This window comes from Nocardia sp. NPDC047648 (assembly GCF_040642815.1).
In the GTDB taxonomy this organism is placed as follows: domain Bacteria; phylum Actinomycetota; class Actinomycetes; order Mycobacteriales; family Mycobacteriaceae; genus Nocardia; species Nocardia gamkensis.
The window spans coordinates 117,546-138,128 of sequence record NZ_JBEYSX010000001.1; the positions used below are offsets into that span (position 1 = coordinate 117,546).

Annotated in this window: 10 protein-coding genes; 5 read left to right on the forward strand and 5 right to left on the reverse strand. The window is 69.1% G+C overall.

The window, feature by feature from the left end; translation table 11 throughout:
- Window positions 1-392: 392 nt before the first annotated feature.
- The 3 genes from ABZ803_RS00415 to ABZ803_RS00425 form a co-directional block, all read right to left on the reverse strand.
- A complete protein-coding gene (locus ABZ803_RS00415) occupies window positions 393-845 on the reverse strand; it encodes a pyridoxamine 5'-phosphate oxidase family protein (RefSeq protein WP_357032577.1) in 453 nt (150 codons plus the stop codon).
- 177 nt (window positions 846-1,022) lie between these two features.
- Window positions 1,023-2,390, reverse strand: coding sequence for a wax ester/triacylglycerol synthase family O-acyltransferase (locus tag ABZ803_RS00420; protein ID WP_357030751.1), 1,368 nt, complete (start codon window positions 2,388-2,390; stop codon window positions 1,023-1,025).
- Between the two features lie 160 nt (window positions 2,391-2,550).
- Window positions 2,551-11,658, reverse strand: coding sequence for an amino acid adenylation domain-containing protein (locus ABZ803_RS00425; RefSeq protein WP_357030754.1), 9,108 nt, complete (start codon window positions 11,656-11,658; stop codon window positions 2,551-2,553).
- 352 nt (window positions 11,659-12,010) lie between these two features.
- On the opposite strand from ABZ803_RS00425, the gene ABZ803_RS00430 reads away from it, so the two are divergent.
- Entirely contained in the window at window positions 12,011-13,048 is a 1,038-nt protein-coding gene (locus ABZ803_RS00430; RefSeq protein ID WP_357030757.1) for a cupin domain-containing protein, read from the forward strand.
- 32 nt (window positions 13,049-13,080) lie between these two features.
- On the forward strand, window positions 13,081-14,712 hold the full coding sequence (locus ABZ803_RS00435) for an FAD-binding oxidoreductase (RefSeq protein ID WP_357030760.1): 1,632 nt from the start codon (window positions 13,081-13,083) through the stop codon (window positions 14,710-14,712).
- Between the two features lie 97 nt (window positions 14,713-14,809).
- Here ABZ803_RS00435 and ABZ803_RS00440 read toward each other — a convergent pair whose 3' ends face one another.
- Both ABZ803_RS00440 and ABZ803_RS00445 read right to left on the reverse strand, forming a co-directional pair.
- Entirely contained in the window at window positions 14,810-15,778 is a 969-nt protein-coding gene (locus ABZ803_RS00440) for a TIGR03557 family F420-dependent LLM class oxidoreductase (protein ID WP_357032580.1), read from the reverse strand.
- A gap of 174 nt (window positions 15,779-15,952) precedes the next feature.
- Window positions 15,953-16,729 (reverse strand): MHYT domain-containing protein, encoded by a 777-nt coding sequence (locus tag ABZ803_RS00445; RefSeq protein WP_357030763.1) that lies wholly within the window; start codon window positions 16,727-16,729, stop codon window positions 15,953-15,955.
- 420 nt (window positions 16,730-17,149) lie between these two features.
- Between ABZ803_RS00445 and ABZ803_RS00450 the strand changes: the two genes are divergently transcribed.
- From ABZ803_RS00450 to ABZ803_RS00460, 3 genes are all read left to right on the forward strand, one after another.
- Window positions 17,150-17,866: an MBL fold metallo-hydrolase gene (locus tag ABZ803_RS00450; protein WP_357030766.1), complete on the forward strand. Its 717-nt coding sequence runs from the start codon at window positions 17,150-17,152 to the stop codon at window positions 17,864-17,866.
- A 445-nt stretch (window positions 17,867-18,311) separates the two neighbouring features.
- Entirely contained in the window at window positions 18,312-18,842 is a 531-nt protein-coding gene (locus tag ABZ803_RS00455) for a hypothetical protein (RefSeq protein WP_040866827.1), read from the forward strand.
- Window positions 18,843-18,978: 136 nt separating this feature from the next.
- On the forward strand, window positions 18,979-20,532 hold the full coding sequence (locus tag ABZ803_RS00460) for an enoyl-CoA hydratase-related protein (protein ID WP_357030770.1): 1,554 nt from the start codon (window positions 18,979-18,981) through the stop codon (window positions 20,530-20,532).
- Window positions 20,533-20,583 lie beyond the last annotated feature (51 nt).

Below are 20,583 nucleotides of genomic sequence, written 5' to 3' on the forward strand. Positions count from 1 at the left end.
GCATGGTGATTTCGATTCCATGCCGGGGGCCTGCGTGTTTTCCGAGAATATGCCGAGGGACACGGGCGTTTCAGCGCTCAGGTTTGCACGGTTCGGCGAGCGGATCGCGGGCGGGTGCCGGGCGGCGGCAGGCCGCCGAGGCGTATCCGGCCGGTCAGACCGCGAATCGGCTCCGCCGATCGACGCGAGTCAGCATGGGCGCGACCGGCGTCCGGCAGGCACGAACGCCCACCGCGCCTACGCCGATCGTGCCGACCCGCCATGGAGTGCGTTATTCCCGCAACCAACTCGCGCGTGGGGGCGGAACCCGCACAGGACCTCGCCGGATATGCCCACGAATAATTCTCGGGATGATGGTTCGGTAAATCCGAACCACCTTCGCCCGCTGCGGCCTAACGCTGTTCCTCGACGAGCCGGAAGCCGGTGACGATGGTGGGTTCGATCGCGATGACGGTATCCATCATCCCCTCGGCCCACGGTCGCAACAGCCGCGTATAGCGCGCGACCCGGGCGGGGTCGGTGACCGTCCTGGCCAGGCCGGTCACGACGACCGACCAGCCCACATGGCTCACCGCGTCGATGTCGTCGGCCTCGTAGGCCACGACGACGGAGGGATCGGCGCGGACGGTACCGGTGAGCCGCGACGTGACCCGGGTACGCACGATGACCGCACCACCGTCGACGAAATGGTTGACCGGGCGGATCGCCGGGAGCGCATCGCGGGTGAACACCACACGCCCGTAGGCCACACCGGCCAGCAGCCGCAGCGCCTCGTCACGGTCGATCTCGACCACCGCGCGGCCGGGGATGCCGTTGTCCGCGACGCGGCCGCCGGAGGCGATCATGATCTCGTGCCCAGGCACATCGCGCGTGCTTCCACCTGGCGACAACCTCGCTCTCCGGTCTTCACTCGACACCACGGCCTCCCATACCATCACCGGGTCCTACTGCCGGACAGGGCAGAAAGTCCCCGATCGGTCCTCTCCCGGCAAACGCGACGGGGGCCCGCCGACCGATACTCCTCACGGCCCGGTCACCTCCGGCCGGGACGGTCGCCGGATCCCCGCACGCTCCCGGAGCCGCTCGATCTCCCGCTCGATGCCCTCGGCGAGCACCGCGATATCGGGCGCGGTGTCGTAATCCCCGGTGATCCCGAACGTCAGTTGCCCCGCATAGCTGAGCACCGCGATCCCGGTGCGCAACCGCATGGCGATGGGCACGGCGGGCAGCAGTTCGGTTACCGCATGCCCCCGCACGGTCAACCGCTCGCGTGGGCCGGGCACGTTCGTCACCAGCGCGGCGACGGTTCGCTGCGGAAACCGCGCCAGCAGACGCAGACTCCACGCGATGGGCGCGAACGGCAGCCGGCCCGCCAGCGCGAGCACCGAGTTCTCCGCTTGCGCTTCGCCTCGCGACTTGTGTCCGGTCATCCGCCGCCGAATCACGTCCAGCCGCTCCACCGGGTCGGCGACATCGATCGGCAGGAACGGCAGCATCGCCGAAACACGATTGTCCAGCGTGGATCTCGCCTGCTCGGATCGCATCGACACCGGGACGAGAACGCGCAGTTTGTCCGGAGCGGGCCGCTCGGCCCGGCCGACCAGCAGGTCGCGATAAGCGGCGGCGACCGCGGCCAGGACGACATCGTTGACCGTGACATCGAACGCCGCACGGATCTCGTGGACGTCCGACAGGGCGGCCCGGGCCACGACGTAGCGGCGCTGACGTCCGATGGGTCCGTTGAGCGAACATTCCGCGGCGGGCGACACGACGGCGGACACCACTGGTGTCAGACCGCGCGTCATGGCGGCCATGGAGCGCGGCACGACGACGGGCAGCCGCGTCACACCTCGCACCACGTCGAGCCACCCCGTCTCGGCACGACTTCGCGGCTCGGGCGCGGCGTTCCCGGCCTCTCCCGGCACGGCGTCGCACAGACTCCGGAACACCGACAGACCCGACACGCCGTCCACCAGGCTGTGATGCGCTTTGACCAGCAGCGCCCAGCGGTCCCCCGCGAGGTGTTCGACGACGACGCACTGCCAGAGTGGATGGTCGCGATCGAGCCGCTCCTCCAGCTCCGTGGCCACCAGTTCACACAGCGCGCGCTCGTCACCCGGCGTGGGCAGCGCGGTCCATCGGATGTGGTGTGCAAGGTCGAAATTCGGGTCGTCCTCCCACACCGGCGCGGCCAGGTCGAGCGGCGCCCGCCGCACCTTCTGGCGCAGGCGCGCGTTCTGCTGCACTCCCCTGGCGAGGATGCGGCCGAACTCACTCCTGGCCGGCGGAGCGCCGGAGATGATCGCCACCGCGCCGATCCCGAGACTGATATGCCGGTCGGAGTCCTCTAGTTCCATGAAGCCCGAATCGAGGGGCCGTAGTTCTGTCATGGGCATGCTCATTCCGGTTCGTCCTCTCAGCATGGCGCGAAGCGCCGGGCGAGATGATGGCCGAAGGTCACCGAAAGCAGGGCACTCCGGCTTCCGCGCCGGTCACACCGTCGGTGGATCCGGCCGAAGGCCGCCGCCGAAGCCCGGCCGCGGCGCTGATTCACCGGCGAACCGGGTGTTCCCCCTCCGGTTCGCCCGCATGCCACGCCCGGGTCAGCACTTCGGCGATCCGGGCCAGACCCGATGCCGTGGTCATCCGCCAATGCGTCGTCGGCACGGCGTGGTTGTGCACCTGCCCGTCGACGACCTCGCTCCAGATCGACGCCCCGACGGTTCCGGTCGGATCGTCGAGCGCGGCGGTGAAATAGACGACGTCGCCCCGGTACACGGGCGGGTCATAGGCGCTGCGCAGCGCCACCGAGTGCACCGCCGCGTCGAGGATCCGGGTGACGCGGTCGGAGCCGAACGACGCGAACGGCTGGGGGAGTTCGGTCATCTTCTGGGGAAGCGCGGCCCAGTCCACATCCGCGACATTGCCGAGGTCGCCGGCCTGCTCACCGAGCAAACCGCCGATCAACTCGGCCACCGGCACCTTGCCCGCGTCGCCGGGCGGGGTGCCCGGTGGGTCCGCCATGTAGCTGTCCATCACCGCGAGCAACGCGACCTGCTCACCCTCGCGTTGCAATTGCACGGCCATCTCGTGCGCGATGACGCCGCCGAAGGACCAGCCGAGCAGATGGTAGGGACCGGCCGGTTGTTGCGAGCGGATCAGCCGGATATAGCGGCGGGCCCATTCCTCGATCGAAGCCGGCATCGTCTCGTCGGACGCGAGCACGGGCGTCTGCAGGCCGTAGAGGGGTCGTTCGGGGTCGAGGTAGGCGGCGAGGCCGGCATACGACCAGGAGATTCCCGAGACGGGGTGCACGCAGAACAGCGGTGCGGCCGAACCCGCGGGGCGCAGCGGCAGCAGCATGTCGAAGGCCGCTTCGGTCTCCACCGCGCCGCTCGCACGGCGGGCCAGGTCGGCGACCAGCTGCGCGGGCGTGGGTGCGGTGAACACCCGCATCACCGGAATCCCGGTGCCGAGCGCGGTCGACAGCCGCAGTGTCAGCTTCGCGGCGAGCAGGGAGTTTCCGCCGTGTTCGAAGAAGTTGTCGTCCATGCCGAAGCGCTCGGCGCCGAGCACGGCGGCGAAGGCGGCGGCGACGGTCGCCTCCACCGGGGTGGTGGCCGCGCGGAATTCACGCGTACGGAATGCGGGCGCGGGAAGGGCCCGCCGATCGAGCTTGCCGTTCGGGGTCAGCGGGATGGCATCGAGCACGACGATCGCGGCGGGCACCATGTAACCGGTCAGGTGTTCGGCCACCCGACCGCGCAATTCGGCCGGGTCCGGCCGCGCGCCCGGCTCGGGTAGCACGTAGCCCACGAGCTGATCACCGAGGACGGGATCGGTCCGGACCAGCGCGACGGCCTGGCACACGCCGGGACAACGCAGCAGCGCCGCTTCGATCTCGCCCAGCTCGATCCGGAAGCCGCGCAGCTGCACCTGCTGGTCGCCGCGACCGGCGTAGGCGAGTCCGGCCTCGTCGCCGAACCGGCCCCAGCGCGCGAGGTCGCCCGAGCGGTACATCCGGGATCCGGGCGGGCCGAACGGATTCGCGACGAACCGCGTCGCGGTGAGCCCGGGCCGCCCCGAGTAGCCGCGGGACAGCTGAGCGCCCGCGACATAGATTTCACCGGGAGTACCGAACGGCGCGGGGCGCAGGCGGAGGTCCAGCACGTGGGTGTCCAGTCCGGGCAGCGCCCGGCCGATCAGGCTGGCCGGACTGTCCATCAGGTGCGCACCGACCTCGAGGAAGGAGACGTGCACGGTGGTTTCGGTGATGCCGTACATGTTGACCAACCGCGGCGTGTCCCCCGGATGGCGCTCGGACCAGCGTCGCAGGTGCCGCAGATCCAGCGCCTCACCGCCGAATATCACGTACCGCAGGGAGAATTCCCCGGAGTCGGTCGAGGCGTCGCGGTCGGCTTCGACGAGTTGGCGGAAGGCCGACGGCGTCTGGTTCAACACCGTCACCCGCTCGCGAATGAGCAATTCGCGGAACAGCTCCGGTGAGCGCGATGTCGCGTAGTCGACCACGACGACGGTGCCGCCGGTCACGAGCGCGCACCACAGCTCCCACACCGAGAAGTCGAAGGCGAAGGAGTGGAACAGGGTCCAGACGTCACCCTCGCCGAAGGCGAACACGGGCTGCGCCTCGGTGAACAGCCGCACCGCATTGCGGTGCGTCACGCCGACGCCCTTCGGCACGCCCGTCGAGCCCGAGGTGTAGATGACGTAGGCCAGGTTGTCCGCGAGCAGCGGCGCGATCCGGTCGGCGTCGGTGATCGGATCGTCGGCGAACTCCGCCGTCTGCTCCAGCAAGACGGTGCGCAGTTCGGGGTCCGGGAGCGCCGGGCGCTCGGCAGCGGTGGTCAGCACGCACACCGGCGCCGCGTCGGCGAGGACGAAGGCCAGCCGCTGCGCCGGATAGGTGAGGTCGATGGGCAGGTAGGCGGCGCCTGCCGTGAGCACACCCAGCAGCGCGACCGGCAGGTCTTCGGTGCGCGGCACCGCAACGGCCACAACGGTTTCCGGGCCCGCTCCGGCCGCGATCAGCGCGCGGGCGATGCGATTCGCGCGCCGCTGCAGCGCCCCGAAGCCGAGCGTGGCGGCACCGAATCGGACGGCCGCCGCCTCGGGCCTGCGCCTGACCTGCTCGCCGATCAGCTCGGGCAGCGTCGCATTCGGTGCATTCGCTGCCTCGGACGATCGCGCTATCGCCGGAAAGCCTTCGTCCTCGTCGAGTATGTCGATGTCCCACACTCGCGCCGAGGGATCTTCCGCGACCGCGGACACGATGCGCTCGAACCGGCGGGCGAAGGCGCGGACGGTCGGCTCGTCGAAGAGTTCGGTGGCGTAGGTGAAGGCAACGGCCAGCTCCGAGCGGCCGTCGTGGCGAAGCCGTGGCTCGACGACGACCTGCAGATCGAATTTCGCGGTGACCTCGCCGTTGCCGACGGCGGTGATCGTCAGGTCCGGCAGCTCCAGGGCAGGCCGCTCGATGTTCTGGAACGACAGCATCACCGGGAACAGCGAGTTGTGTGCTCCGATGCGCGCGGGGGCGGCTTCCTCGATCACACGCTCGAACGGCACGTCGCCGTTGGCGAACGCCGAGAGAGCCGTGTCCCGCGTCCGGTCGACGAGATCGTGGAAGCTGGCGGTGGGATCGACCTCGACACGCAGCGCCAACGTGTTGACGAACATCCCGACCAGGTCGTCGAGTACGCGGTCGCCGCGCCCGGCGACCGGGGTACCGATCACGACGTCCGTGGCGCCGCACAGGCGTCCGACCAGCGTGGCGAGCGCCGCGTGCACCACCATGAACAGCGTCGCGTCGTGGTCGCGCGCGATCCGGGTCAGCCGCTCGTGGATCCGCGCCGGGATGGTGCGGCCGATCGTCGCGCCGCGGGTCGACGCGGTCGAGGGGCGCGGGTGATCGGCCGGCAGCTCCAGCGGCCCCGCGAAACCGGCCAGCTGGTCGCGCCAATACGACAATTGTTGTGCCGCAATGGATCCACCGTCGTCCTCGGACCCCACGGCGGCGCGCTGCCAGATCGCGAAATCCGCGTACTGTACCGGCAGGGGTGGCCAGTCCGGCGCGGCGCCCGCGAGACGGGACGAGTAGGCGGTCACCAGGTCACGGGCCAGCGGCGCGAGCGACGATCCGTCCGCCGCGATGTGGTGGGTCACGATGACGAGCAGATGATCACGGCCCGAGCTGAACAGCCGGAGCCGAACGGGTGCGGCGGCGGTCACGTCGAAGCCCGCGGACATCAGTTCGTTCACCATGTCCGCGACGTCGGTGACGCCGCGCTCGACCGGGAGGCCGCCGGGAAGGACCGCGCGCGACGGAAGGATCTCCTGATACGGCTGACCGTCGGCGTCGACCGGGTAGCGGGTGCGCAGCACTTCGTGCCGTTCGATCACGTCGGCGACCGCGTGGCTCAGTGCGGTCGGGTCGAGGACGCCGGTCAACCGGACGGCGAAGGGCAGGTGGTAGGCGGGCGAGTCCGGGTCGATGCGGTTGAGCAACCACATCCGCTGCTGGGCGAGCGAGAGTGGGATCCGGTCCGGCCGTCGCGACCGCACCAGAGGCGGACGAGCAGTGCCCGCGCCACCGGCCTCCACCCTCGCGGCGAGCGCCGCGACCAGGGGCGCCTCGAACAGGTCGCGCACGGTGAGCTGCGATCGCAGCGCCTCGTTGACCCGCGCCACGGCTCGGGTCGCGAGCAGCGAATTGCCGCCGAGCGCGAAGAAGTCGTCATCGATGCCCACTCGCTCGACGCCGAGCAGGTCGGCCAGCACCTGCGCCACGGCCCGTTCCACCGGGTTGCGAGCGGCCCGGAACTCCCTGAGCTCGCCCACCGGTGCGGGCAGCGCCTTGCGGTCGAGTTTGCCGCTCGCGTTCAGCGGCAGGGCGGAGAGTTCCACCAGCGCGGACGGCATCATGTACGCGGGCAGGACCGCCGAGATCGCGGTCGCGAGTTCGTCGAGGTCGACGACCTGCCCGGGGCATGCGACCACATACGCCGCCAGCCGCTCCCCCGACGCCGAAGGCATCACCGCCGCGACCGCTTGGCTCACCGACGGTTGTGCGAGCAGCGCGGTCTCGATCTCACCGAGCTCGATCCGCTGTCCGCGGAACTTCACCTGGAAATCGGTGCGCCCGAGGTATTCCAGTCGCTGGGGCTCGCCCGGGGCGGGTGCGCGCCAGAGGGCCAGGTCGCCCGTTCGGTACATCCTGGTGCCGCGGCCGAACGGGTTCGCGACGAAACGGCCCGAGGTCTGTGCCGCCTGGCGCACATATCCGCGGGCGAGCTGGTCTCCGGCGAGGTACAGCTCGCCGGGAACCCCGGGCGGCACCGGCCGCAGGCGCGAATCGAGCACGTAGACCTGGTTATTCCACTGTGGCCTGCCGATCGGCACCGTCGTCGCGTCGCCCGTCCCGGCGGGCTGGTACGTCACCGACACCGCGGCCTCGGTGGGGCCGTACAGGTTGTGCACCTGCGCACCGGTGACCGACCGGATCGCGCGCACGGTCTCCGGCGGCAGAGCTTCGCCGATGAGGAACAGATGCCGCAGTGTCACAAGGCTTTCCGCCGCCGCGTGCGCGGCGAACTCCGTCGCCATCGACGGCACGAAATCGGTGACGGTGACGCCGTGCTCGGCGATGGTCGCGGCGAGACAGGCCGGGTCGCGGTGCCCGTCGTGCTCGGCGACGACGAGCTTCGCGCCCGACCGCAACGGCATCAGGTAGCCCCACAACGAGACGTCGAAGGTGGCAGCGGTCTTCTGCAGGTACGCCTCCCCCGGTCCCATGGGGTACTGGGCGAGCATCCAGTCGATCTGGTTGCCGATCGCCTTGTGCGAGACCGCCACACCTTTCGGGCGTCCGGTCGAGCCCGACGTGAAGATCACATACGCCGGGTGCTCCGGCAGCACCGTGCGCGTCAGCTCATCGGAACGCAGCGGAGCGCCCGAGCGCCGATCGGCTCCGAGGGCGTCCAGCCGCAGGACGGCGACGTGGCCGGGCATCGGCACGGCGTCGGCGGACGTGGTGAGCACACAGACGGGGCGGGCGGCGTCGAGCACGTGCGCTATCCGCTCGGCGGGATGATCGGGGTCCAGCGGAACGTACGCGCCACCGGCGGTGAGAATCGCGTACATGCCGACCACGAGATCCAGCGAACGCCGAACCGCCAGTCCCACCAGCGTTTCCGCGCCGACACCGTGGTCGATGAGCACCCGGGCGAGCCGGTTGACCCGCTCGTCGAACTCGCGATAGGTCAGTCGCCGGTCCAGGTGGACGACCGCCACCTCGTCCGGATGCCGTCGCACCGCACGCCGGTACCCGTCCAGCACCAGACCCGAGGGGACCTGGTGGCGGGTCTCGTTCCACTTACCCAGGATCGCGGCGCGCTCCGCGCCATCGAGCAGTTCGATCTCCCCGACCACCTGATCCGCCGAATCGGCGACGGCCGTGAGGATCCCGCACAACCGCCGGGCGAACCCCGCCACCGTCGCCTCGTCGAACAGTTCGGTGGAATAGGTGAACGCCGCCGAGATTCCCAGCGGCGTCCGCTCGTCCTCGTGCGGCACCATGGTCAGTTCGAGATCGAATTTCGTCAGCGGCAGCGTGAAGTCCAGCGCGTAGACCAACAGCGCGGGCAGTTCCAGCGTCGCCTGCGCGAAGTTCTGGAAGGTCAGCATCGTCTGGAACAGCGGGTGATGAGCGCTCGACCGCACCGGGTCCAGCACCTCCACCAGGCGTTCGAACGGCACGTCGGCCTGCCCGAACGCCTCGAGGTCCCGGACGCGCACCCGCTCGAGCAGCTCGGCGAAGGTGTGGCCCGGATCGATCTCGATACGCAGCGCGAGGGTGTTGACGAACATGCCGATCAGGCCGTCCACCGCGGCCTCGGCGCGGCCGGCCACCGGCGTGCCCACGGTGATGTCGCGGGTGTTCGACAGCCGGGCGAGCAGGACGCAGTACGCGGCGTGCACGACCATGAACAACGTCGCGTCGTTTCGGTGCGCCAGCCGGTTCAGCGCCGCGTGCACTGTCGCGTCGATCTTGAATTCGTGCGTGGCGCCCCGGCCCGAGAACACCGCGGGGCGCGGCCGGTCGGCGGGCAGGTCCAGCCGTGGCGGCAGCTCGGCTAGCCGCTCCCGCCAGAACTCCAGCTGACGGGCGAACAGCGCGTCCGGATCGCTCTCCGCGCCGAGCATTTCGCGTTGCCACAGCGTGTAATCCGCGTATTGCACGGGCAGCGGCGTCCAGGCGGGAGCGCGGCCCGCGGCCCTGGCCGAATACGCGGTCATCAGATCGGCGGTCAGTGGGCCCATGGAGGAGCCGTCCGCGGCGATGTGGTGGACCACGCCGACCAGTACGTGCTCGGTTTCGTTGGAGCGCAGCAGGCGTAACCGGATCGGCGGTGCCGCCGTGACATCGAAGCCCTCGACCACCGCGGCGACCGTGCGCTCGGGGATCTCGGCTTCGACGACGTCGAGCACCGGCAGCTCGGGTACCGCGACCGGATCCGTCATCGGGTGCACCCGTTGGCTGCCCATCCCCTCGTGCTCGGGATAGCTGGTCCGCAGCACCTCGTGCCGCTGCACCAGGTCCCGGATCGCGGCCCGCAGCGCGTCCACGTCCAGTTGCCCGCTCAACCGCACGGCCAGCGGGATGTTGTTGCTCGCTCCGGCCGGGTCGAACCGGTTGAGGAACCACATCCGCCGCTGCGCGAACGACAGCGGCACCCGCTCCGGTCGAGCCATCGGTCGCGGCACGGAATGCGACCCCGGGCCCAGTTCGTCCAGGCGTCCGGCAAGTTTCGCCACCACCGACGCCTCGAACAGCAGCGCGACCGGAACGCGGACGCCCAGCGCGGCGCCCAACCGCGCGGCCGCCTGCGTCGCGATCAGCGAATTGCCTCCGAGCTCGAAGAAGTCGTCGTTCGCGCCGACGCGGCCGGGCTCGGCGGCGCCCGGCGGCAGGAGCAGCGCGGCGAAGACTTCGGCCACCACTCGCTCGGTCGGCGTGCCGGGCGCCCGGAACTGCTTGGCGGTGAGCACGGGCTCCGGCAGCGCGGCGCGATCCAGCTTGCCGACCGGCGTCAGCGGTAGTTCGTCGAGTACCGTGATCGCGGCCGGAACCATATAGGCGGGAAGGGTTTTCGCGAGCAGCTCGATGAGTTCGGTGGTGTCCAGCGCCACCCGGCCGCAGCCGCACGGCGTGGACTCCACCCGTGGCAGCACATAGGACACCAGCGCCGCGCCACCGGAGGGCAGCGTCGCCCCCAGGGTCGCGGCGTAATCGACGTCGGGGTGGGCGGTCAGCGCGTTGTCGATCTCACCGAGCTCGATCCGCAGCCCCCGGATCTTGACCTGGAAGTCCACCCTGCCGTGATGTTCGAGAAGTCCCGCAGAGGTGCGCCGTACCAGATCACCGGTGCGATACATGCGCGCGCCGGGTACCGCCGCGAACGGATTGGCGACGAACCTGTCGGCGGTCGGCGCCGGTCGGCCGAGATACCCCTCCGCCAGCGCGGGACCGGACAGATACAGCTCCCCGACCACGCCCGTGGGCACCATGCGCAACCGCGCGTCGAGAACATGGACGCCCAGCGCCGGTACCGGAGTGCCGATATGGGTCGCGCCGCCCGCGCGCAGCGCCTCGGTGCCGGTGGCGAAGATGGTGGTCTCGGTGGGGCCGTAGACGATGTAGAACGCCCGGTCGCCGGTCGCCCACCGGGCGGCCAGTTCGGGGCTCACCCGCTCCCCACCGCACAAGATGGCCTTCAGATCGTCGAGTCCGGCCGGCTCGATGGATTCGAGCGCTCCCGGGGTGATGCACAGATGCGTGACGCGCTCGCGCCGCAGCAGATCGGCCAGCTCGACCCCGCCGAACACCGTGGGCGGCGCCACGACCAGAGTCGCACCCGCCGAGAAGGCGAGCAGCATCTCGATCACCGAGAAGTCGAAGCTCGGTGTGCACAGGTGCGAGACGCGCGAGCGGCTGGTCACCGCCCGCGCGGCGATCTCGTGCTCGACCAGGCTCGCGAGGCCGGCGTGGGTGACCGCGACGCCTTTCGGCTTGCCCGTCGAGCCGGAGGTGTAGATCACGTAGGCGAGGTGCTGTTCGGTCAGCGCACGCGACCGATCCAGATAGCAGACCGAATGACCGGGCTCAGCGGCGGCTCGCCGCCGGTGGACCGCGGAGTCGAGTTCGATCCACTCCATCCCGGGCGCGGTGAGTGCGGCCCGGTGCGCCGAGGTGGTGAGGCCGATGGCCGCGCCGGAATCCGCGAGCATGTGCCCGATTCGCTCCGCCGGATACGACGGATCGATGGGCACGTAGGCGGCGCCGGTCTTCGCGACCGCCCAGACCGCCAGCACCGACTCGACCGAGCGGGTGATGGCCACCGCGACGAAGTCTCCCGGGCCCACACCGAACCCGATCAGGTAGCGGGCCCATCGCGAGGACGTCTCGTCCAGCTCCTGGTAGCTGAGCTCACGCTGATCCGCCGGATCGCCCGTGGGATTGTACCGGACAGCCGCGGAATCGAACGCCGTATCGACCGCGGCGGTAAGCAGTTGGGGAAACAGGAGATTGCGTGCTCGGGAATGTTGGGCGCGACGTGCGGAACGGCGTGTCGTGGTCATACGGCGGCGAGTTCACTCTCTGGTCGATCACTGTCCGCTCTGGCTATGGAGCCAGAAGCAGTGCCTCAAATGCGTGAACCATGACCCGAGCGTGCGGATCGGACCTTAGCGAACTCGGCGCGGATCGGCGCGCTCAGGTTGGGAAAGGTAACAGGGGTACCCCGGCACACTTTGGGCTACGACATGGTGTGATGTGAAGTACATTCATTTCTGCACGTAATAAATGTGATGTAAATCACTGCGGATGATCGAGGTTTTCCGCCTTCCGACTCCGGGTTTCCCGGGGAGTTCACGCGCCGAGACCGGCATGATCGAACCGGAACGATCCTTTGACCGCGAGCGAGGAGGAACCGTGCGAAGTCCATCCCCTCATGTCGCCTCTCTACGCAAGGGCGAAGAGATCTACCGCAGCGAACTCGGCTCACTCACGCGACTCACCGCCGACAGCTTCCCGATCCTCAGCGGGCTGTCGATCAAACGCCTGACGCTCGCACCGGGCGCGATCCGCGAACCGCACTGGCACGCCAACGCCACCGAACTCACCTATTGCACCGCGGGACGGGCACTGGTCTCAGTCCTGGACGACGGCAGCCGATTCTCCTCGTTCCTGGTGCGCGCGGGCGAGATGTTCCACATCGATTCCGGCGCCCTGCACCACGTGGAGAACGTCGGCGACACCGACGCGGAATTCATCCTGGCCTTCCGCCACGAACGACCGGAGGACTTCGGCTTCAGCGCCGCCCTCGGCGCGATGACCGATTCGGTTCTCGGCAATACCTACGACCTGCCCGCCGAAGCCTTCGTCGCGATCCGGCGCGACACCACCGCGAAGTACGTGGTGGAACGCGACGGCGACCCCGATATCCCCTCCACCGCCCACTTCGGCGACCCGCATCATTTCGCACTCGAGGCGATGCCCGCACCGGTGGACTCGCCGGTCGGCTCCGCGCGCACGGCCCGCGCACAGTTCTGGCCTGTACTGCACGACATATCGATGTACTCGTTACGGGTCCGGGAAGACGGTATGCGCGAACCGCACTGGCACCCCGTGACCGCCGAGATGGGTTACGTCCACCGAGGCTCGGCACGGATGACGATCATGGATCCGGACGGCGCCCTGGACACCTACACCGTGCACGAAGGCGAGGTGTACTTCGTCCCCCGGGCCTACCCGCATCACATCGAGGTCGTGGACGCACCGGAGATCCACCTGCTGATCTTCTTCGACCAACCCACACCCGCCGACATCGGCTACCGTGCCTCGATGAGCGCCTACTCCCGCAAGGTGCTCGCCGCGACCTTCGGCGTCGCCCTCGACGCCCTCCCCGACTTGCCCTTCACTCCCACCGACCCGTTGATCGTCACCCGGAACAACGCGCTCGCCCCGTAGCCGAGGCCGCGCGTTCTGCGAATGGAGCCGAGATGACCACGAGGTCATGGTGGGGATGGGGCAACCGGGAAGACGCGGTGACCGGCCGCGAACGAGAGGCGCTGACCAAGCGCGTGGCGGCCCTGCTCCCGACGGCCGATCTCACCGTGCACGACGCGCCGGACCCGGCGTCGCTAAATGTGCCCGCGCCCCGCGTCCGGGTGCCGGGTTCCCTGGCCGCGCTGGCCTCGGAAGACCTCGTCGATCGCGTCACGCACGGCAACGGGCAGGCGTTTCGCGACGTGGTGCGCAATCTGCTCGGCCGAGTCGATCATGTACCCGATCACGTGTTGCGGCCACGCACCGAGCAGGACGTGGTCGACATCCTGGACTGGTGCGCGAGCGCAGGCGTCGCCGTGGTGCCGTTCGGCGGCGGGACGTCGGTGGTGGGCGGTGTCGAACCCCGATGCGCCGACGCCTACGCCGGGGCCGTGGCCCTCGACACCGGCCGCATGGACCGGATCATCGAACTCGACCGCACCAGCCGGGCGGCGCGGATCCAAGCGGGCATCCGGGGTCCGGCGCTGGAAGCGGGATTACGGCCGGAGGGCCTGACCCTTCGGCACTTCCCGCAGTCGTTCGAGTTCTCGACGCTCGGCGGCTGGCTGGCCACCCGGGCGGGCGGCCACTACGCGACCGTCTATACCCACATCGACGACATGGTCGAATCGATGCGAGTGGTGACCCCCGCCGGGATCAGTGAATCGCGCAGGCTTCCCGCGTCGGGCGCGGGACCCTCGCCGGACCGGATGTTCCTCGGATCAGAGGGCATCCTCGGGGTCGTCACCGAGGCGTGGATGCGCGTGCAGGATCGTCCGCGCCGGCGATCCGGAGCCTCGGTGGTGTTCGACGACTACGGCGCGGCCGTGGCCGCGACCCGCGCCATCGCCCAGTCCGCGCTGTACCCGGCGAACTGCCGGCTGCTCGATCCGGTGGAGGCGTTCATCAACGCGGGCGTCGAGGCGGCCGGTGGAGTGCTGGTCCTCGGATTCGAGTCCGCGGACCACCCGGTGGACGAACCGATGCGCCGGGCGGCGCAGATCTGCCGCGAGCACGGCGGCGCCGTTCCGGAGGGGATCCGCACCACCGACTCGGCGCGAGAACCAGCGCGCGCGGGCGTGGCCGACACATGGCGCTCGTCGTTCCTGCGCATGCCGTACCAGCGCGACGCGCTCGCGGCCCAGTCGATGATCGTGGAGACCTTCGAAACCGCGTGCACCTGGGATCGCTTCGACGCCCTGCGCGCGGCCGTGCGGGAAGCGACCACGGCCGCGTTCCGATCCGCCGGGGTGACCGGCGTGCTGACCTGCCGGTTCACCCATGTCTACCCGGACGGGCTCGCGCCCTACTTCGGCATCTACGCCGCGGGCCGCTGGGGCCGGACGGTCGAGCAGTGGGACGAGATCAAGACCGCCGTCTCGGAGGCACTGCACGTCGGCGGCGCGACCATCACCCACCACCACGCCGTCGGCCGCGACCACCGCCCCTGGTACGACCGCCAGCGTCCCGAACCGTTCGCCGCGGCACTGCGGGCGGCGAAATCGGCGCTCGATCCCGCCGGAATACTCAATCCCGGCGTCCTGATCGACCCGGCCCCTCGCCTGCCCGCACCGGAGGCCCGATGAGCAGGCCGGGCACCGAGGGAGCGCCGCCCGAGTACACCGGGCCGGATCCCCGGCCGGAGCGTCGGCGCCGCGATCGGCGCGGCCGGACCTCTCGGGCTCAGGCGCTCGGCGTCAGAGCCCGGAGCGGCTTGTCGAGTTCACGGCGGTAGAAGTCCAGGAAGCCGTCCGGGTCTGGGCCCGCGTTCTGCATCACGAGGTGGTCGAAGCCCGCGTCGGTGTACTGTTTCGCGGCCTCGAGGTAGCGGGCCGGGTCGGGACCGCAGGCGAAGTTGTCGAGAATGTCCTCCAAGCGGACGGTGGTCGTCGCGGCGGCGAAATTGACCGGGTTGGGCAACTCGCTCATCACCTTCCATCCCGTCACCGCCCAGCGCGTCGTATCGAGCACCGCCTTCGCGGCCGTCTCCTCGTCGGGAGCCCACGCCATGCCGACCTCCGCGTATCGGGGCCCCGCGCCGCCCGCCGCGCGATAGCTGTCGGCGAGCTCGGGCTTCGGTTCGGTGGCGAACAGGCCGTCACCGAGTTCGGCGGCGATCCGGGCCGCGTCCGGCCCGCCGGCGGCGACGGCGATCGGCGGGAGCGTCTCGGGCAGGTCGAAGACGCGAGCATCGGAGACGGTCAGGAACTCCCCGTCGTAGGACTGGTAGCCGCCGTTCCAGAGCAAACGGATGATCTCGAGGGCTTCGCGAAGCATCCGCTGCCGGATTCGCACGGGCGGGAACTCACGGCCGACGACATGCTCGTTGAGACGTTCGCCCGAACCGACGCCGAGGGTGAAACGGCCGTCGGACATGATCGCCAGAGTGGCCGCGGCCTGCGCGATGATCGCGGGGTGGTATCGCAGAATGGGGCAGGTCACGCCGGTCGCGAGCTCGATCCGCTCGGTCTTCGCCGCGATCGCTCCGAGCACGGTCCAGGCGAACGGCGAATGCCCCTGGTTGTCCAGCCAGGGGTGGAAGTGGTCGCTGATCTCGACGAAGTCGAACCCGGCCTGCTCCGCCCGGACAGCCTGGCGGACAAGCTCGTTCGGGCCGAAAGCCTCGGCCGCCAATTTGTACCCGATGCGCATCGCCACCTCCTGCTTCGACTGGGAGCGGCCGGTCATCTCGGCAACCGGCTCTCGGCGCGCTTACCCCGCATCCGCCGGCGAAAACTTCCCCGCACCCGTACGCGGCAGGCCCGCTCCCGGCGGCGGCTACCGCGTCACCCGACAGGACCGGCGGCAGGAGACCGCACCGTTCGTTCAGTCGCGAGTCGGCCAGTAACTGGCGGCGTGCCTGCCCTGCGGGACATAAGTGTTCTCGTCATCGACCTCGGTGACGCCGAGATGGAGCAGTAGCAGCACGGTAACCAGGCTGATGCTCACGATCAGCGGGGTGAGCAACTGCGTCGCGCCCGCCCCGGACGGTGGATGCATGTGCTGGGTTTCGTGGACATGCATCGCGAACATGCCCGTGTAGTGCATGCCCGACACCGCGACACCCATCACCAGCGCCGCGCCGACGGTGGCGACCGTGCCTCGCACGTGCAACGTGAACCACAACGCGGCAGTCGCCGCGACAACGGCGATCACCATGGACAACGCGACGATCCGTCCGTCGTAGCCGATCATCGCGTCGGATTTCATCGCGTACATGCCCGCGTAGTGCATCGCGCCGACGCCCAGACCGGTGATCGCGCCGCCGGAGAACAGCGCCAGCGGCCCCAGCGTCCGCTGATGGGCGATGCGCAGTCCGATCCAGACCACCGCGATCGCGATCAGCGCGCTGATCAGGGTGAGCGGGACGTCGTACCGGATCGATGCGCCGTCGATGGCGAAACCCAGCATCGCGATGAAGTGCATGACCCAGATCCCGGTGCCGCCGATCGCGACCGCCGCGGCGAGCAACCAGCCGTCGCGGGCGGAACCGCTGCGAGACCTGGCCATGCATCGCAATCCCAGCAATGAACCGGTGAACGACATGACATAGGCGACGATGGGTGTGAGCCACCCGTGGCTGAAGTGGTCGATTTCCAGCACGCGACACTCCTCGCTGGATAGATTCGAGCATCACCCGCAGGACGCTCGTATCTCACATAGTGAAACTGCAGGTAGATGGTTTAGAGTACTACTATCCTCTTTAAAAACATAGGATGAGTCTCGAATAGCGGGAAATGCGCCGAAGCTCGGCCGCAACGTTCGCCTGCCGATGCACTCCGCACAACGCGACCGTGGGAGCCCCCATCAGCTAGCAGCTGGCTTCCGAGTGCCATCACGGGCGCGCATGTCACACGGTCGAGGCCGGCCACCGCACGGGCGCCGGTCCGGCATTCGCGTGACGACCACATCCGCGACCACATCACAGCTGTCGATCCGGTTGCCCCGGGATAACCATAAATTCGCCATGGGGCAGTCGGCGATCCGCGACAATGGGAGGACCACTTCGACCAGGGACTTCCCATGGAAACCCACACCGACGAGATAGCCGAGAAGATCTACCGCATCTCCACCTTCATTCCGGAGGTAGGGCCCACCGGCTTCACGTTCAACCAATTCCTTGTCGACGCCGAGGAACCGTTGCTGTTCCACTGCGGCATGCGCTCGCTGTTCCCGGTGGTGTCCACGGAGATCATGCGGATCATGCCGGTGGAGCGGTTGCGCTGGATCACCTTCGGACACGTGGAAGCCGACGAGTGCGGCGCGATGAACCTCTTCCTCGCTGCCGCGCCGCACGCCCAGGTGGCCCACGGCTCGGTCGGATGCCTCGTCTCGCTCGACGATATGGCCGACCGGCTGCCACGCCGGTTGTCCGACGGCGAGGTGATCGATCTCGGCGGCCGTCGCATTCGGCATCTGGACACCCCGCACGCGCCGCACAACTGGGAGGCACGGGTGCTCTACGAGGAGACCACCGGCGTGCTGTTCTGCGGCGATCTGATGACTCAACTCGGCAACGGACCAGCGCTGACCTCAGCGGATCTGGTGGAGCGGGCCGGCGTCGCGGAGGACGTCTTCCCACCCACGTCGCTGGGGCCCGCCGTGCCCGCCGCCCTGAATCGGCTCGCCGGGTTGGCGCCGACCACGTTGGCGATCATGCACGGTTCGAGTTTCGCCGGCGACGGGGCCACCGCCCTGCGCGACCTCGCGAGCGTCTATCAGGCCCGTCTGGACTCCTGAGCACCATCGGATCACTGTCGCGGTTTCTCGCCGCATCCGGCCTCGGCACGACCCGGTCCCGGCCTCAGGTCATACATCGAAGTGCCGCGAACGGCAGACGAAATCGTTTCCGGATGCACGTGCACATGTCGATTCGCCAACAGCGGCCGACTCTTTCGGCAGACAGCGACGGGCATAATCGCAGTTAACCCCCTCGGCGGAGCACTGCCATCACCTCGCCGCGATAGTCCGCGACCGCTCCGGCATTCCCTGCCATACCACGGAACGCGCAGCGCCGCTGTCCGGCGGAGACAGGAGCGCGGGGGCGAGCGAGGCACTGGTTCCGCCGCGCGACAAGCGGACTCGACGGTCGGCCCAACCCGTTCCTTCCTGCGATCGTCGACATCTGGCGAACTTCCAGCGTTTCTTCGTATGTCTCACCCGGGTAACGGCGTATTGTCGCGCTATGCCGACTGCGACGTCGATCGACACCGGAGCCGAACACCTCGCCTGCTGGGTCACCGTCGTCGGGCAACGTCTACATCAGTTGCCCACCGCAAACCCGCATGTCCTGCTGGCGCACGCGATGAGCGGGTTCCTGGCGATCGGGCGAGCGAGCATGGCCCTGCTGACCACATCCGCGAATCCCACCGACATCCGGGACCACGATCTCGTCTTCGAGATCACGGCAGACGCGGAACGATGGCTCACCGACGCGGCGACCGAACCGGTCGTCAACCAGATCACCGACCGTGGTGAGCACATTCAGCGCTACCTCAGTCCCGTCGCGCTGGATACCGTCGCGAAAGCCCGCCTGCGGCGCTGCGCGCAGACAACGGCGATCCACACCCGCGATCTACTGGCCCGGATCGACACCGACCCGGACGCATCGGACGAGATCCGTGACCTCGCCCGGGATCTCGCCGCGCGAGCGAACGTCATCGCCACCGTCTACGCCGAGGACCCGCAACAGCTGCTCTCGATGTCCAGCAGGTGATCCACCCGGCGAGGCGGGCCAGGAAGACCCGCCGATGACACAGCGAGTACTGATTCTCGCCAGTGCGAACAATGGACTGACCCAACGGGCCGCACTCGCGATTCGCCGGTCCGGACGCCCCACACGGACCGAAATCGTGCATTGCGCAACAGATATCCGCGCGGCGGTCGGATCGAACGGCTTCGATATCGTCGTCTGCCCCTATCTGACGACGAAAATACCCGCCGACGTTCATTCGAAATGGACGTGCATCATCGTTCATCCCGGACCGGTGGGCGACCGCGGCCCCCATTCCCTGGACTGGGCGATCCGCGAACGCCAACCCTTGTGGGGCGTCACAGCACTGACCGCGGTCGAGGAAATGGACGCCGGGCCGATCTGGTCCACGCGGGTGTTCCCGTTACCGGCCGAACGCAAGTCCGTCGTCTACAACACCGTGGTCGCGGACGCCGCGATCGAGTGCCTGCTCGAAGCGCTCGACAAGGCCGCAGACCCGGCCCGCTCCCCCATTCCGCAGGGCGAGGCACCGCGGCCCGTGGCCCATACCCGGACCCGGCCCGCGATGCGTCGAAACGACCGCGCGATCTGCTGGAGCGACGACGCCGAGGAGATACTGAGCCTTGTGCACGCGGGCGACGGCTCACCCGGGGCGGGGGCGATCATCGGCGGCGCACCGGTGCTCGTCTACGACGCCTTCTTGGGACAGGTCGATCCCCAGGCGCCGCCGGGAGCTGTGATCGGCCGCAGTGACCATGCCGTCGAAGTCGCCTGCGGCGACGCGAGCCTGTGGATCGGCCGCCTGCAGCCCCGCACCGGTGACCGGCCGTCGTGCAAAGGACCAGCGGTTCGGGTCCTGGCCGCGGCCGGATTCCCGGTGCGGGCCATACCGTGCGAGCGGACCGGCCCATGCCGGGAGATCCGGTACCGGCGCGAGGGCGACGTCGGATATCTCGAGTTCGACTTCTACAACGGTGCTATGGACACCGCCCGATGCGACCGGTTGCTCGCGGCGTTCACCCACGCGGCAGTGCAGGACACGAAGGTGCTCGTGCTCGCGAACACCGGCCCGTACTTCAGCAACGGCATCGATCTGAACGCGGTGGAATGGTCCGGCGATCCCGAGGGCGAGACGTGGCGCAACCTGCTGGCCATCAACAACGTCTGCCGGGCGATCCTGACGTGTTCGACCCAGGTCACCGTAGCCGCGGTGTCCGGCAATGCCGGCGCGGGCGGTGTCGTGCTCGCCTCGAGCGCTGATCTGGTTGTCGCCACCGAAGCAGTGGTGTTCAACCCGCACTACCGGACGATCGGATTGTCGGGCTCGGAGTTCCACACCTACACCCTGCCGCGGCGGGTCGGCAGCGCATCCGCTCGTCGGCTGCTGAACGAGTGTCAGCCCCTCGACGCGGCAGGCGCCCTCGACCTCGGCATGATCGACGCGGTGGCGCCGAGCGGGCGATTCGGCGAATGGGTGGCGGAACTCGCCGGCGAATGCGCCCATCCGGCCAGGTGGGCGGCGATCATGGCCGCGAAGCGGACGCGCTCGATCGACCTGAATTCCGTCGAGGCCGCCGAACTGCGGCGAATGGCGCAGGACATCTTTCTCGACCGGAACGAATTCCGCCGCAAGCGGCAAGAGTTCGTCTACAAGAAGTCACAGCGCCCTTCGACAGCCGCAACCGGCTCGTGAAAGTCGCCGCGCACGCGTTCACATCGCCATCGCGATGATCGAGAATGGTTT

Bases quoted from the DNA above. Each gene is read 5' to 3' on its own strand.
- ABZ803_RS00415 (WP_357032577.1), bottom strand. From the start codon at position 845: ATGATCGCCTCCGGCGGCCGCGTCGCGGACAACGGCATCCCCGGCCGC.
- ABZ803_RS00420 (WP_357030751.1), bottom strand. From the start codon at position 2,390: ATGACAGAACTACGGCCCCTCGATTCGGGCTTCATGGAACTAGAGGAC.
- ABZ803_RS00425 (WP_357030754.1), bottom strand. From the start codon at position 11,658: ATGACCACGACACGCCGTTCCGCACGTCGCGCCCAACATTCCCGAGCA.
- ABZ803_RS00435 (WP_357030760.1), top strand. From the start codon at position 13,081: ATGACCACGAGGTCATGGTGGGGATGGGGCAACCGGGAAGACGCGGTG.
- ABZ803_RS00440 (WP_357032580.1), bottom strand. From the start codon at position 15,778: ATGCGCATCGGGTACAAATTGGCGGCCGAGGCTTTCGGCCCGAACGAG.
- ABZ803_RS00450 (WP_357030766.1), top strand. From the start codon at position 17,150: ATGGAAACCCACACCGACGAGATAGCCGAGAAGATCTACCGCATCTCC.
- ABZ803_RS00455 (WP_040866827.1), top strand. From the start codon at position 18,312: ATGCCGACTGCGACGTCGATCGACACCGGAGCCGAACACCTCGCCTGC.